This window comes from Enterococcus wangshanyuanii, from assembly GCF_002197645.1.
GTDB lineage: Bacteria > Bacillota > Bacilli > Lactobacillales > Enterococcaceae > Enterococcus_L > Enterococcus_L wangshanyuanii.
In genome coordinates this window covers 2034887-2048454 of sequence record NZ_CP021874.1, presented here as the reverse complement: position 1 = coordinate 2048454, position 13568 = coordinate 2034887, and the positions used below count along the sequence as shown (strand labels likewise).

Here is a 13568-nt window from a genome sequence, read left to right as displayed (position 1 = left end):
TGATCATATGGAACAACTAAAAGTATTGATTCAAAAATATACACCTGAAATGATTGATTTTAGAAGAGATCTACATCAGCATCCAGAACTACAATTTGAAGAATTTAGAACGACGGATAAAGTTGCTGAGGTACTTAGTCAACTGGGTATTCCTTATCGTAAAACCGAACCAACAGGGATCATTGCAGAGCTTGTTGGTGGTAAAGCTGGCAAAACGGTTGCCCTAAGAGCTGATATGGATGCACTGCCTGTTCAGGAATTGAATGATGAATTGCCATATAAATCATTGGAAGATGGGAAAATGCATGCTTGTGGACATGATGCACATACAGCGATGCTCTTAACTGCCACCAAAGCGCTAAAAGAAGTTCAGTCAGAGATCAGAGGGTCCGTTCGTTTCATTTTTCAACCATCGGAAGAAAATGCCCAAGGCGCCAAAGCAATGGTTAAACAAGGTGCAATGACTGGTGTTGACGATGTATTCGGAATCCACATCTGGTCACAGATGCTTTCGGGTACAGCTTCTTGTGTAGCTGGTTCCTCTTTTGCTTCGGCAGATATTTTCTCGATTGATTTTAAAGGCCGGGGTGGTCATGGGGCTATGCCGGACGCTTGTGTCGATGCAGCGCTGATTGCCTCTTCCTTTGTGATGAATGTGCAGTCGATCGTTTCAAGAGAAACAAATCCACTCGATCCTGTTGTTGTGACTGTGGGGAAAATGGATGTGGGTACTCGGTTTAATGTGATTGCTGAAAATGCTCGTTTAGAAGGGACTGTACGCTGTTTCAGTCTTGAGACTCGTGATCGTGTAGAGAAAGCATTGAAACGCTTTGCAGAGCAAACTGCGGCGATGTATGGTGGGACAGCTGAGCTTGTTTATGATTATGGTACACTACCGGTAATCAATGATGAAAAAGATGCTCTCTTTGCTCAATCCGTGATCAAAGAAAACTTTGGTGAGCAAGCATTGATTCAAGAGCCGCCAACTACTGGAGGTGAAGATTTTAGTTATTTCACTGAGAATACTTCTGGTTGTTTTGCACTGGTAGGCTGTGGAAACCCAGAAAAAGATACACAGTGGGCCCATCATCATGGTCGTTTCAATGTAGATGAGGATGCGATGGCGATCGGTGCCGAGCTTTATGCACAATATGCATTTGAATACTTGCAGCAGAATTCTTGAAAATATAACGAATCAGAAAGATTGAAACCATTTTGCTGTGTGTTTCAATCTTTTTTGCTTACGAGACATAAAGAATACATAAATATTACTGTCATGACAGATTAGAATTCCCATATTACTGCTTCTTTTGTTATAATAGAAAATAGCGTAAATAAAAGAAGATATGATTGAAAAAGCACTGATTTTTTGTTAGTGTTAGTAAGACTAAATAATTGAGGGAGTACGCGATGCAACCGATAATTGAATTAAAAAATATTGAATTTAGCTATCAACCAGAAGAGGCTTCTCCCGCTTTGAACGATGTATCTTTTTCCATCCAACAAGGTGAGTGGATAGCAATTATTGGGCATAATGGTTCAGGAAAATCTACGTTGGCCAAAACGATCAATGGACTGTTATTGCCGGAAGCAGGCAGTATTTCAGTTGGTGGCAAAGAATTGAACGAAGACAATGTGTGGGAGATCAGACGAATGGTTGGGATGGTTTTCCAAAATCCTGACAATCAGTTTGTAGGCTCAACAGTAGAAGATGATGTAGCCTTTGGTTTGGAAAATCAAGGGATTCCTCGTGATGAAATGCTGATTAGAGTGAAGGATGCTCTTGAGAAGGTGCGGATGGATTCTTTTGCCACTCGTGAGCCAGCTCGTTTATCTGGTGGTCAAAAACAACGTGTAGCAATTGCGGGCGTTGTTGCTTTGCGTCCAGATATTATTATTTTGGATGAGGCAACCAGTATGCTTGATCCCGAAGGTCGGGAAGAAGTGATCTCGACGATCAAAAAAATCAAAGAAGCAAGTAATCTAACGGTAATTTCGATCACTCATGATATCGATGAAGCAGCGAATGCGAATAGAATCTTGGTCATGAAGCAAGGCAAGTTGGTCAAAGAAGGAACACCCGCTGAGATTTTTTCAGCAGGAACAGAACTGGTTCAAGTGGGGTTGGATTTACCATTTCCAGAAAAATTGAAGATTGCCTTAAAAGAACGAGGAGTCGTTGTGCCGGATGACTACTTGACCGAAGAAAGGATGGTGGACTGGCTATGGACATCCGTTTTGAACAAGTAGATTTTACGTATCAGCCAAATACACCATTTGAACAACGCGCTTTATTTGACTTGAATCTTATGATAAAGGAAGGTTCATACACAGCGATCGTTGGACATACGGGCAGTGGTAAATCGACATTGCTGCAACATTTAAATGCACTGGTTAAGCCGACAAAAGGCAAAGTGATGATTGGTGATCGGACGATATTACCTGAAACAAATAATAAAAATTTAAAACCCATCCGGAAAAAAGTCGGCATTGTTTTTCAATTCCCAGAAGCTCAGCTGTTTGAAGAAACGGTTGAAAGAGATATCGCTTTTGGTCCGAAAAATTTTGGTGTGAGCGATGAAGAAGGGAAACGACTAGCAAAAGAAATGCTGACACTTGTTGGACTAGATGAAAGTTACTTGGCGCGTTCACCATTTGAACTTTCCGGCGGTCAAATGCGCCGTGTAGCAATTGCTGGGGTTTTAGCGATGGAGCCTGAAGTGTTGGTTCTAGATGAACCCACAGCTGGTTTAGATCCTCAAGGACGCAAAGAAATGATGGGGATGTTCCAAAAGCTGCATGATGAACGCGGAATGACGATCGTTTTAGTCACTCATTTAATGGACGATGTAGCTAATTATGCAGATCATGTGATCGTCCTTGAAAAGGGGAAAATCGTTAAAGATGGAACTCCGCAAAGTGTATTTGAAGATATCGACTGGCTGAAGGAAAAACAATTAGGGGTACCTACAGCAGCTAATTTCGCAGAAAAGCTGATAGCGAAAGGAATGTCATTTGACACGTTACCTTTAACAGCAGAGGCTTTAGCGGATGATTTATTAAAAGAGTTGAAGGCAGGTGTTGACCTGTGATGAATAAATTGATTTTTGGACGCTACATTCCTGGAGATTCATTTATACATACAATGGACCCAAGGGCGAAACTGATTGCCAGCTTTTATTTTATTGGCATTATTTTCTTGGCGAATAATTGGCAGACGTATGCAGTATTAGCTGTATTTACATTGTTCGCGATCTTTTTATCGAAAGTCAATATTCGATTCTTTATTCGTGGAATTAAGCCGCTGATTTGGCTGATTCTTTTTACGGTGGCATTGCAGATGTTATTCACGCAGGGTGGAGAAGTCTACTTTAAATGGGGAATTTTCACTGTCACTGAATTTGGTGTGATCAATGGCTTATTTATTTTTTGCCGTTTTGTTCTGATCATTTTCATGTCGACCTTATTGACATTGACGACACCACCGCTTGATTTATCAGATGCGATCGAGTATCTGTTGCGCCCGCTAAAAGTCGTTCGGTTTCCTGTTCATGAAGTATCACTGATGTTGTCGATCGCTTTGCGATTTGTACCGACATTGATGGATGAAACAGAAAAAATCATGAACGCCCAACGTGCCAGAGGGGTCGATTTCGGTGAAGGAAGCTTGATTCAAAAGATGAAGGCGATCGTACCTTTATTGATTCCATTATTTGTCAGCAGCTTTAATCGAGCTGAGGATCTTGCAACAGCAATGGAAGCAAGAGGCTATCAAGGAGGAGAAGGGCGGACGAAATACCGGGTTTTACATTGGCATTTAAAAGATACCGTTGTGATGCTGGCGTTTGTCGCTCTGACTGCTATTTTGATTTTTATAAGAAGTTAGAAGTAAAGGTGGAAAAGAAATGCCGCGTTATAAAGCAGTGATTGCTTATGATGGAACGAATTTTAATGGGTTTCAGATTCAGCCGGATAAACGAACAGTCCAGGGAGAATTTGAAAGCACATTGCGAAGAATAAATAATGGCAAAACGATCACGATCTTTGGTTCAGGTCGGACAGATGCTGGAGTCCATGCTGAAGGTCAAGTCATTCATTTTGATTATGACCAAACACGTGATTTAGAAAAAATGCGTTACGCGTTGGATACACAAACACCGAAAGATATTGCGGTAAAAAGCGTAGAAATCGTACCGGAAGATTTTCACGCACGTTATCATGTCGTAGAAAAGACCTATTGCTTCCGTGTCGATATTGGCAAACCGAGAAGTCCGTTTAAGCGATTTTATGCAACTCATTTTATGTATCCCGTCGATGTAAATAAAATACGTCGAGCGTTACCTGATTTATTAGGGACGCATGATTTTACTTCATTTTGTGCCTCAGGTACGGAAATCGAAGATAAAGTTCGAACGATTTATGAGGCGAAGCTTGAAGTAAATGAAACAGAAAATGAATTGATTTTTACATTTCGCGGAGATGGTTTCTTATATAAAATGATCCGTATTTTAGTTGGTACATTGCTTAAGATGGGGTCAGGACGAATGGATGAAACGACGATTCCACAAATCTTGGCTGCAAAGGATCGAAATTTTGCTGGACCAACAGCGAATCCGGAAGGCTTATATTTGATGGAAGTAAAATATGAATAGTAAAAAAGTTCTCAGCTTTTTAATTGGCTGAGAACTTTTTTACTATTCAAAACAAAAGACAGCTTAATCTTCTACAAGATTTTTTTTCTCAAATAGTTGCTGTAAAACACGATATAAATCTGCTAATTCTTCTTCTTTATAAGAAAGATCCCAAAAATAAAGAGGTAAATCAGGTGTCTTTTTTCTAGGTAACAAAGAAGAGCTGATTACTAGATCGTATTCATCATTTAGTTCCTCTTTATAAGGAGCAGCATCAACAAAACCTAGATCATTCAGGAACTGATAGATTCTGCTGACTAACAAAAAATTATGCTCAAATGCTACACCAATCTTTAAATGTTCCGCATGCTTTGGCTTATCATAAATTGGCAATAAAATGGATTTAAAGGCGTTAACAAGTGGTTTTTTGATCGTGTAAATAAACTTGCTATCTGTTTCCTGAGATTTTTCATCAAAGAAGAGTTGAATGTTTGTTTCAAGAAATTGATCCGCTTTGCTTCGTGTTTTAGGCGCTTCAACAAGTCTTTCCAGATTTGGGAAGGGCTGTCTCAAGGCATAAAAGGCAAACATAACATTTAATAAATTGCCAATGATGATTGAATTATCAAGTGCTTCAGGCTCGCTTTTAAAGATATTGGTTTTCGCGTAATCTAAAAACTCATGGACGATGTCATACACAAGATTTGGCCGAGATGAAAAATCATGGAGCGTTTGGAATAAAGATGGGTCGTCATCCAGCGTATAAAAAGGAGCATAGTGAGCAAGAAAGAAAATAAAACTGCTCTCCCCTTTACTTTGTTCAGGGGAAAGTGTTTGTTCTGCACCAAGTTCTTTATTTAAACGCTCAAAATCATAGTACGGATTATCCATCATCAAAAAGTCATAACGGGTATCATAAGGAACAAAGAACTCTTTCCGTGTACGACACAGAAAAATCGCTGCGAAATAGGTCAACTCTTTGGCACCAAGGTATGTTCTAGACAATGGAAAGTATTCAGAAAAGGCAAGGGCCAAACGCTCAGCGTCGTCAAAGGCAACACTTTCAAAAGGCCAAGCAGTACCTCTCGTCCCCAACCAAAGAGCATTAAAAAGAGCGACTCGAGCAGCTCGTTCATCTCCAATCAAATTGGCCTCTGTATAGCCGAAACGTAAGTTAAATTGTTTTACATGCTTCTTCAAAGGCAGCATTTTTCTGGAGACAGTAGAACGGCTGACGAAGTAACGTTGACAAAAATCATCTATACTAGGTTTTTCATGATTTAAAAGATACAGGATAAATTGAAAAGGGACTGATTTTTTTAATAAAAAGTAGCGATATTCGTCAATCGTAACGAGTAATTTTGTACTGTCGATTTTACCTGCCTTTTTCAAAATAGCAGGATGTGTTTTCATTATTTTCATTAGATCATTATTGATTTCATTTAAGATGATAAAAGTTTGTTGGTAATTCAATGATTTCTCTTCCGATAATTGAGTAATTGAAATATCAGGCTGATTGATTTGCGTGATTCGTTTGAAAAGATCAAATTTTGTCAATACACCTGAATCCATCATCAATTCTTCATAAAGCATGTTTATCACTTCCTTGCCCTTATTCTACTGTATTTAGGGTGGGATTGTCAGCTAAGACGATGGAGGATAAACACTTAGTGAGGGAACCTTAACAAAAAGCAGAGCTTTAGGCGAGATATGAACAAAAGATAAAGTTAGATGAACGATATTTCTTGATATTACTGGAAAAGTAATCGGTTTAAAAGATAAAGAAAAATGTAAAAGATAGCTAAGATTGAGGAACTGAACGCTAAGAACTGGACTATTCACTAGCATCGTGTTTGCTCGCTTCACTAAATATAGAGATAACCTCCTTTCCGTGACATCAATAATTTGTCGGATTCTTTATTTAAGAAATCAAACAGATTTTTTCTATCTAAAGATTATTACAAATGATCTTGAAAAAGAGGATATAAAACAATTGTTCATGAAACTTGTCTTTTTTTTAGAGTATCCTCACGTAACATTTTACACAACAAATCAAACGGATAATTTATTGCATTATCAACTTATTTCTTATACAAAAAAGAATTTTGGTTTTGTCCTTGATGTAGAATTCTTTTAGTAAATCAATTTTTAGAAAAGATGTTCTTATTTTTATATAAAAAATGATCCAGATACCAATCGATTTGACTGATATCTGGATTTTTTGTTAGGCTTTATGTCTCATGCTCGTTTTTTTATTCAGCTGACGGTGTTTTCTTGATCATCGTCCAGAAAATACCAATAATAAATCCAAGGATCGCAGGAACTACCCAGCCCATACCAATTGTAAATAAAGGAAGGTACACATTCGCTGCATCTAAAATCGCAGTCACAAAACCAAGGCTTTTAAAGGAATCAGGAGCGCTGTTTAAAGCATCTAGTAAAGCAGCTAGCAAAGTAACATAAGTTGTCATCTGATAGACCTCTTGCCGATGTTGAAATAAGGGACTGATAATAACCAAAAGCATCAAAGTCATAGCCAAAGGATAGATAAACATCAAAACAGGAATTGAAAACTGAATGATATTTGTTAAACCGACATTTGCAAATAAGCAAGGTAAAATACTAGCAGCTGCAATATAGAATGCATAGGATTTTTTTGGAAAAAGCTCAGCAAACGTTTCAGAGAAGGCAGTGATCAGACCGATCGCTGTCTTTAAGCAAGCTAATATAACGATAAAGGCAAGTAGAATACTCCCTAAATTCCCCAAATAGTGGTTGGCGATTTGAGCCAATGCGATCCCGCCATTTTCACTTAATGGAAATCCACCCAAACTCATCGTCCCCATATAAGACAATAATGTATAAATGATCCCCATTAAAATAATACTGACCGCACCAGATTTAATCGTATCCTTTGCTATGTCATTCGGTTTTTCAACACCCATTCCTTTGATCGTTGAAACAATAATGATCCCAAAGGCTAAAGAGGCAAGTGCATCCAGTGTATTATAGCCTTCAGTGAATCCTTTAAAGAAAGGATTTTCTGTATAGGCATTGCCGACCTCAGCAGTTGAAATGCTTCCCAGTGGATTTAAAAAGGCAAACAAAAGTAAGATGGCTAATAAAAATAAAAATAATGGATTTAAAAATTTGCCTACATAATCTAATAATTTTGATGGCTTACGTGATAAAGCCCAAGCAACCAAAAAGAAGCCAGCTGAAAAAATAGCTAAAAATATTTTTTGTTGACCAGTAGAAATAAAAGGAGCAAGTCCAATCTCAAAAGAAGTTGTTGCCAAACGAGGTAGAGCAAAAAAAGGTCCGATCGTTAGATAAAGCAGTACAGTAAATCCAACGGCATAGCGTCTATTCACTCGAGTGGCTAAATCAAAAACACCATTGCTTTTAGAAATCCCGATTGCAATAACGCCTAGAAAAGGCAGACCAATACCTGTGATCAAAAAGCCAAGATTGGCAAGAAAAATATTGGCCCCTGCTTCTTGTCCCATATGAACAGGGAAAATCAAATTTCCTGCTCCGAAAAATAAACCAAATAGCATAGACCCTACATAAAGGTATTCACGCCACGATAATTTCTTTGTCACACTTTCACGCTCCTAATATTTTATCCTTAATAAAAATAACAGAATACATGAAGCACAGCAAGCAAATATAAAGAAAACCGCTAAGATAGCGGTTTTAAAATTAGGAAATAATGAGATTAATCGATAAAAAAGGCAAATTGATAGTCATCGCAAAATCGACCATCAATGAAAAATTCATCCTTGAATAGACCTTCCTGAATAAACCCATTTTTTCGATAAAATTGGATCGCTCTAGAATTGGCACCCATGACACGGAGCGAAAGTTTATGGATGTACTCTTTTTTTCCAGCTTCTTTTACATGATCTAATAATTTTTTGCCGATGCCTAAAGATTGACTTTGAGGATGGACACCAATTCCCAGCATCCATTGTTTTTTATGTGCAAGTAATGGTGTAGGATAGTGAACATCGATGAAGCCATGAACTTTCTGAGCATCAGCTGCAACAAAAATCCTACGGTCTGAAACTTTTTCTTTATATTCATCTACAGACGCATAATAATGAAGTACGGGTGAATTTTCATTCGTCCAAATACTGTTTTCTATTTCAAGCAGCATAGGAAAGTCAGCTTCCTCAACTGGGCGAACAATGATTTCTTCTGACATAAGTGACCTTCTTTCATTGATTGATGTTAGTGAAACGGGCTTCTAATTTTTTCTTGTGTGACGTTAAGATATTTTCTAGGCGAATATCATATTTATCCGCCAAAATAAAAATGTTATCAAGCACATCACCTAATTCTTCTGTCAATTCTTGAATACATTCTTCTGTTGCCTTATCTGGTTCGTCAGGTCGATCTCGACCAATTTCCAATGCCCGTACAGCACGAGCAACTTCCCCAGTTTCCTCAGCTAAAAAGCCGACACGAATGAATGGCTCAAGATCGTACCAGCCGCGTTGTTTATAAAAATCACTGATCCAATGTTGATACTCTTTAAGCTCCATTTTCAACCTCCATTCTTTTTTACAATAGTAGCATATCATACATTAAAAACAAAAAAGAGAAAATATATGTGAAATAATACCATTCATTCGTTTGGCATCGCACTTTAGCTTCGGATAGTGGGCAAAAAATAGCTCCTTCGGCTTATTTCCGAAGGAGCTGAAAGTTTTTATTTTCTTAGTTATTCTGATCGTAATGCTTCTACAGGATCTTTCTTCGCAGCCATTCTAGCCGGAATCGATCCGCCGATCAAAGTCAAAATAATACTGATTGCGACCAATAATAAAGCGTGGATCGGATTTAATTGTGCCACGTTGGTTAGGCTAGTCATATTTTCAATGACTTGATTGACAGGGAACGTCAATGCATAAGCAATGATGATGCCTAACAAACCAGAGCATGCACCGATGATCAGTGTTTCAGCATTGAAGACACGTGTGATGTCTTTCTTTCTTGCTCCTAAAGCTCTTAACACACCGATTTCCTTCGTGCGTTCTAGAACAGAAATGTAAGTGATGATCCCAACCATGATCAATGAAACGATTAATGAAATAGAAGCAAAGGCGACTAATACAAGTGTGATTCCGTTCATGATCCCGCCAGTCATTTCAGTCACTGTGCTGGCTAAGTCAGTATAAACTACTTTATCTTTATTTTCTTTACCATCATTATAGTCATCTAGATAATCAACGATTTGATCTTTTGTATCAAAGTCTTTTGGATAAATATAAACCATCATTGGTGAAGCATCTCCGCCAAGATAAGCAAGCAAGCTTTGTTTAGCATCAGCATCTAATTGTTCCATCGTCATAACGTTCACATCTGAATCTTTTTGCGCTTTGACGATGTCCGAGTCTTTTTCCCGATCGATGATCTCTTCAACAAGTGTGTCACTGTAGGCGATTCCTTGACCTAACATTGCAACTTGCACATCTTCTTTTTGACGGACGACTGCTGAGATTTTCAGTGTCATTCCAGCGTTATCATACATTTCTGCATAATTATTTTTAGGGACGAAATTCCCTAAGTTGGTTTTTTCATAGTATTGATCATTATCGATCAGTTTTAGTTCAGTTCCTACGATATCATCGAATTTGATCGAGTCGATATTTTCTATATCAAAGCCAAGATTTTTCATTGAGTTTTCATCGATTCGATTTTTATTGTCGACAACAAGAACCATTTCAGTATCCGATTTAGGATAAGCTCCTGCTAAGACATCATAATTTTTTTCAAGATAGGATTCTTCTCCTTTTTTGAATGGTGCTGGATAAGAAGAAAGACCAACGCCATTCATACTGGTCATACCAGAACTGGCGCTGCTTGAACCTTGACCTCCGCCATTTCCGGCCGTACTAGAGGAAACAGAGACAGGGGAAACTGTTTCATCGACTTTACGAAGCAGATTCATTCCAACGACCCGAGTGTAGCCAATACTGCGGACGGAATCAGCATCGATTTTATTTAAGTAATCCAAGTATTCTTGATTGATATTGTTTTTGTGTGTCACACTATTTTCTTCTGGATTATATAAATAAACTTCATCAGATTTGACGAAATCTTTTTTAGTCAGAGGACCTTCTGCCCGCATTTCACTTAAGGATTCTTCATCCATATTGACCGCCTGTTGAGAAACGATGATCGGAAATTCAGCTAAAGCATCACTTTGAAAAGCATCGATTTGTTTTTGAAAGCCGTTAGACAAGCTTAAAATCAAGGCAATACCTATAATGCCGATGCTTGCCGCAAAAGCAGTCAGGCCTGTTCGCCATTTTTTAGTAGCGATATTTTTTCCTGAAAGCTTTAAGGCGGTCCAGAAGCTCATACTCGTTTTTTTCAATTCATAGTGACTGCTGTCTTCTGCTTCTAAATAAGGATTTGAGTCATGAAGTACATGTCCATCTCTGAAATTGACGATTCTATCAGCATATTGTTCAGCTAACTCAGGATTATGGGTAACCATGATCACTAATTTATCGTCCGCGATTTCTTTGATCAGATCCATGATCTGTTCGCTGGTCGTTGTATCTAAGGCTCCTGTAGGTTCGTCTGCTAAGATGATATCCGGATCATTAGCTAACGCACGAGCGATTGCCACACGCTGCATTTGACCGCCGGATAATTGATTGGGTCTTTTGTGCAGGTGGTCTTTCAATCCAACACGTTCTAATACTTCTACAGCACGTTTCTTTTTCTCATCTGAAGATACACCACTTAGTGTCATCCCCATCTCTACATTATCTAAAATGCTTAAATGAGTGATCAGATTGTAGCTTTGAAAGACAAAACCAACACTGTTATTACGGTAGGCATCCCAATCCCCGTCTTTAAAATTTTTAGTAGACTTGCCATTGATGATCAAATCCCCGCTGTCGTATTGATCTAGACCGCCTATAATATTTAATAAGGTCGTTTTACCAGAACCGCTTTGTCCAAGGATCGCGACAAATTCGTTTTCTCTAAAATTAATGTCGACACCATCTAAAGCGACTTGGGTAAATTCACCGGTCGTGTAACTCTTTTTTACATTTTTTACTTGTAACATTATGCATACTCCTTTCCATTCTTAGTCAGTTTAACAAAGAATTATGTACTCAGTATGAACAAATGAAAAAGTTCCAATATCTTTTCAATCTATGCTATAGTTAGTGACAAAAAGAGATGAAGGAAGCTATGGCATGATTACGATTTTAGTTGTAGAAGATGACAAGAATATTCGCAAACTACTGGTGACGCTCTTGAAACAAAGCGGTTATCAAACTCTTCAGGCTCAAAATGGGTTTGAAGCGCTAGAGCTTTTAAGGGAACAACCAATTGATTTATTAGTTTTAGATGTAATGATGCCTCAGCTCGATGGATATCAAACGGTGGAAAAAATTAGAACAATAGATACGCAATTGCCGATCATGATGGTCACTGCTAAAGGGCTGCCGATCGATCGTCGTCAAGGGTTTATTTCTGGCACAGATGATTATTTGGTAAAGCCGATCGATGAAGAGGAATTTTTGCTGCGGATCAAAGCTTTGTTGAGAAGGAGTAATGGCGAAGTAGAAGCAAAAATTCATTTAGGTAATACGACGATCGATAAAAATAGCTTATCGATCCGATCAGGTCAGCACTATCAAGAATTACCGAAAAAAGAATTTCAGTTGCTATATAAGTTATTGTCTTATCCAAACAAAATTTTTACACGACAACAATTATTAGACGATATTTGGGGAATCGATAGCATGGCTGATGAGAGAACGATCGATGTTCATATCAAGCGGTTACGGGAAAAAACAGCCGATAATCCTGATTTTACTCTTGTGACTATTCGAGGATTAGGCTATAAGGCGGTGAAACATGAGGAGACGTAAATCGCTAAATATTCAGTTTGTTTGGACGATCTTTCTGATTTTGGTTTCGACAAGCTTGATCTCTGGGTTGATTTTTTTACTATTCATGAAAATCGGCATAATCAAGTCATTTTCGGGCTATCCGATGCTACGTTTAGGGATCACTTTGTTTTCCTGTGTCATTATCGGGACGATTATTTCGATGATCGTTAGTAAACGCATTTTAAAGCCGATCAATGATTTAGTAAAAGGAACAGAGGAAATTGCTAAGGGAAACTTTGATATCTATGTGGAAAATACAACGGTAAATAATGAGTTGAGTGCTTTGATCGATAGTTTTAATTCGATGGCTTCAGAATTGAAAAATGTTGATACGGTTCATAATGATTTCATCACTAATTTTTCTCATGAGTTCAAGACGCCAATGGTTTCGATCCGCGGATTTGCTAAACAGCTGAATAATCCTGAATTATCAGAAATAGAGAGACAAGAAAGTGTAGCGATCATTTTAGAAGAAACGGAACGTTTGACTAATCTATCGATGAATATTTTACTACTATCAAAAATAGAGAATCAGCAACAGTTGACACTGAAAAAAAATGCTTTTTACCTAGATGAGCAGCTGCGCATGTGTATATTGGTTTTGCAAGGACTTTGGGAGGAAAAAAATATTGACTGGTCTTTAGAGTTGACCCATATGTCTATCGTTGCCGATGAAGAATTACTAACTCAACTTTGGCTGAACTTGATCAAAAATGCAATCAAATACTCTCACCCGAATGGAACGATCTCCATTAGTTGCTATGCTTTTGGCAGTGATATCAAAGTAATTGTAAAGGATAGTGGAGTAGGGATGAGCGATTATGAACGCAGACATGTATTTGATAAGTTTTATCAAGGCGATGCTTCGCATCATACGATGGGAAATGGACTAGGCTTAACCATCGCGGCTCGAGTCGTTCAATTGCATAGTGGGAAAATCAATGTGAAATCTAAAGAACATGAAGGTGCTACATTTATAACGATTTTACCAACTAAGTAGAATAAATGT

The 13568-nt window shown here is 38.1% G+C and carries 12 protein-coding genes; 7 read left to right on the top strand and 5 right to left on the bottom strand.

Translation table 11 applies throughout. The features are described 5' to 3' along the window. Window positions 1-7: 7 nt before the first annotated feature. From CC204_RS10085 to truA, 5 genes are all read left to right on the top strand, one after another. Window positions 8-1183, top strand: a complete 1176-nt coding sequence (locus CC204_RS10085) for a M20 family metallopeptidase (RefSeq protein WP_162288343.1) — start codon at window positions 8-10, stop codon at window positions 1181-1183. Window positions 1184-1410: 227 nt separating this feature from the next. Continuing rightward, window positions 1411-2250 (top strand): energy-coupling factor ABC transporter ATP-binding protein, encoded by an 840-nt coding sequence (locus tag CC204_RS10080; RefSeq protein WP_088270029.1) that lies wholly within the window; start codon window positions 1411-1413, stop codon window positions 2248-2250. Beyond that, window positions 2226-3092 carry an energy-coupling factor ABC transporter ATP-binding protein gene (locus tag CC204_RS10075; protein WP_162288342.1) on the top strand — a complete coding sequence of 289 codons (867 nt, stop codon included), beginning with the start codon at window positions 2226-2228 and terminating at the stop codon, window positions 3090-3092. Before CC204_RS10080 ends, CC204_RS10075 begins: the two co-directional genes overlap by 25 nt. Next, the gene (locus CC204_RS10070) at window positions 3089-3886 is read left to right on the top strand and encodes an energy-coupling factor transporter transmembrane component T family protein (RefSeq protein ID WP_088270027.1); all 798 of its coding nucleotides are present in this window, start codon (window positions 3089-3091) and stop codon (window positions 3884-3886) included. The genes CC204_RS10075 and CC204_RS10070 overlap by 4 nt, the downstream gene beginning before the upstream one ends. A gap of 19 nt (window positions 3887-3905) precedes the next feature. Beyond that, window positions 3906-4652 carry a tRNA pseudouridine(38-40) synthase TruA gene (truA, locus tag CC204_RS10065; protein ID WP_088270026.1) on the top strand — a complete coding sequence of 249 codons (747 nt, stop codon included), beginning with the start codon at window positions 3906-3908 and terminating at the stop codon, window positions 4650-4652. 63 nt (window positions 4653-4715) lie between these two features. Here the strand turns inward: truA and CC204_RS10060 are convergent, their stop codons facing one another. From CC204_RS10060 to CC204_RS10040, 5 genes are all read right to left on the bottom strand, one after another. Continuing rightward, the gene (locus CC204_RS10060; protein WP_088270025.1) at window positions 4716-6224 is read right to left on the bottom strand and encodes a helix-turn-helix domain-containing protein; all 1509 of its coding nucleotides are present in this window, start codon (window positions 6222-6224) and stop codon (window positions 4716-4718) included. 659 nt (window positions 6225-6883) lie between these two features. Then, entirely contained in the window at window positions 6884-8236 is a 1353-nt protein-coding gene (gene brnQ / locus CC204_RS10055) for a branched-chain amino acid transport system II carrier protein (RefSeq protein WP_088270024.1), read from the bottom strand. Between the two features lie 116 nt (window positions 8237-8352). Then, window positions 8353-8841: a GNAT family N-acetyltransferase gene (locus CC204_RS10050; RefSeq protein WP_088270023.1), complete on the bottom strand. Its 489-nt coding sequence runs from the start codon at window positions 8839-8841 to the stop codon at window positions 8353-8355. Between the two features lie 13 nt (window positions 8842-8854). After that, entirely contained in the window at window positions 8855-9181 is a 327-nt protein-coding gene (locus CC204_RS10045; protein ID WP_088270022.1) for a MazG nucleotide pyrophosphohydrolase domain-containing protein, read from the bottom strand. Window positions 9182-9360: 179 nt separating this feature from the next. Next, complete coding sequence (locus tag CC204_RS10040; protein WP_088270021.1) at window positions 9361-11724, bottom strand: ABC transporter ATP-binding protein/permease; 2364 nt, start codon at window positions 11722-11724, stop codon at window positions 9361-9363. A gap of 133 nt (window positions 11725-11857) precedes the next feature. On the opposite strand from CC204_RS10040, the gene CC204_RS10035 reads away from it, so the two are divergent. Together CC204_RS10035 and CC204_RS10030 are read left to right on the top strand one after the other, a co-directional pair. After that, complete coding sequence (locus CC204_RS10035) at window positions 11858-12538, top strand: response regulator transcription factor (RefSeq protein WP_088270020.1); 681 nt, start codon at window positions 11858-11860, stop codon at window positions 12536-12538. Further along, complete coding sequence (locus tag CC204_RS10030) at window positions 12525-13559, top strand: sensor histidine kinase (RefSeq protein WP_088270019.1); 1035 nt, start codon at window positions 12525-12527, stop codon at window positions 13557-13559. Before CC204_RS10035 ends, CC204_RS10030 begins: the two co-directional genes overlap by 14 nt. The last annotated feature ends 9 nt before the right edge of the window (window positions 13560-13568 follow it).

What these genes read in the sequence shown, in the direction of transcription:
- CC204_RS10085 (WP_162288343.1), top strand. Translation starts at nt 8, where the DNA reads ATGGAACAACTAAAAGTATTGATTCAAAAATATACACCTGAAATGATT.
- CC204_RS10080 (WP_088270029.1), top strand. Translation starts at nt 1,411, where the DNA reads ATGCAACCGATAATTGAATTAAAAAATATTGAATTTAGCTATCAACCA.
- CC204_RS10075 (WP_162288342.1), top strand. Translation starts at nt 2,226, where the DNA reads ATGGACATCCGTTTTGAACAAGTAGATTTTACGTATCAGCCAAATACA.
- truA (WP_088270026.1), top strand. Translation starts at nt 3,906, where the DNA reads ATGCCGCGTTATAAAGCAGTGATTGCTTATGATGGAACGAATTTTAAT.
- CC204_RS10060 (WP_088270025.1), bottom strand. Translation starts at nt 6,224, where the DNA reads ATGCTTTATGAAGAATTGATGATGGATTCAGGTGTATTGACAAAATTT.
- CC204_RS10050 (WP_088270023.1), bottom strand. Translation starts at nt 8,841, where the DNA reads ATGTCAGAAGAAATCATTGTTCGCCCAGTTGAGGAAGCTGACTTTCCT.
- CC204_RS10045 (WP_088270022.1), bottom strand. Translation starts at nt 9,181, where the DNA reads ATGGAGCTTAAAGAGTATCAACATTGGATCAGTGATTTTTATAAACAA.
- CC204_RS10040 (WP_088270021.1), bottom strand. Translation starts at nt 11,724, where the DNA reads ATGTTACAAGTAAAAAATGTAAAAAAGAGTTACACGACCGGTGAATTT.
- CC204_RS10035 (WP_088270020.1), top strand. Translation starts at nt 11,858, where the DNA reads ATGATTACGATTTTAGTTGTAGAAGATGACAAGAATATTCGCAAACTA.
- CC204_RS10030 (WP_088270019.1), top strand. Translation starts at nt 12,525, where the DNA reads ATGAGGAGACGTAAATCGCTAAATATTCAGTTTGTTTGGACGATCTTT.